The sequence below is a fragment of the Vibrio sp. 1562 genome, from assembly GCF_033340155.1.
Classification (GTDB): domain Bacteria; phylum Pseudomonadota; class Gammaproteobacteria; order Enterobacterales; family Vibrionaceae; genus Vibrio; species Vibrio alginolyticus.
In genome coordinates, this window is the sequence record NZ_JAWOVY010000621.1 from 1 (window position 1) to 566 (window position 566).

Sequence of the window (566 nt, forward strand, 5' to 3'; positions counted from 1 at the left end):
GGTGGCGTAGACTTTACAAGTTACAACCACATTGATGTTGTGATCGAAGCGGTTTTCGAAGACTTGGATCTAAAACAACAGATGGTTGCGGACATTGAAGCAAACGCAAAATCTGAAACTATTTTTGCTACGAACACGTCTTCGTTACCAATCCACAAGATTGCAGAAAAGGCAGAGCGACCAGAAAACATCGTCGGTTTACATTACTTTAGCCCAGTAGAAAAAATGCCGCTGGTGGAAGTGATTCCGCATGAAACAACGTCTGATGAAACCATTTCGACAGTTGTCGCATTGGCTAAGAAGCAGGGTAAAACCCCAATCGTTGTTAAGGACAAAGCTGGCTTTTACGTAAACCGCATTCTTGCGCCTTACATGAATGAAGCTGCGCATATCTTGCTGGCAGATGAGCCGATTGAGAAGTTAGATGGTGCGTTGTTGGATTTCGGCTTCCCTGTTGGGCCAATCACGTTACTTGATGAAGTTGGTGTTGATATTGGCGCGAAGATCATGCCGATTCTGGTCAATGAGTTGGGCGAGCGATTCAAAGGTCCTGATGTATTCGATAT

Annotated in this window: 1 protein-coding gene; it reads left to right on the forward strand. The window is 44.7% G+C overall.

What is annotated here, in order from left to right:
• The coding region (locus tag R7Z49_RS26735) for a 3-hydroxyacyl-CoA dehydrogenase NAD-binding domain-containing protein (RefSeq protein ID WP_318112689.1) at positions 1-566 on the forward strand (566 nt) is incomplete at both ends.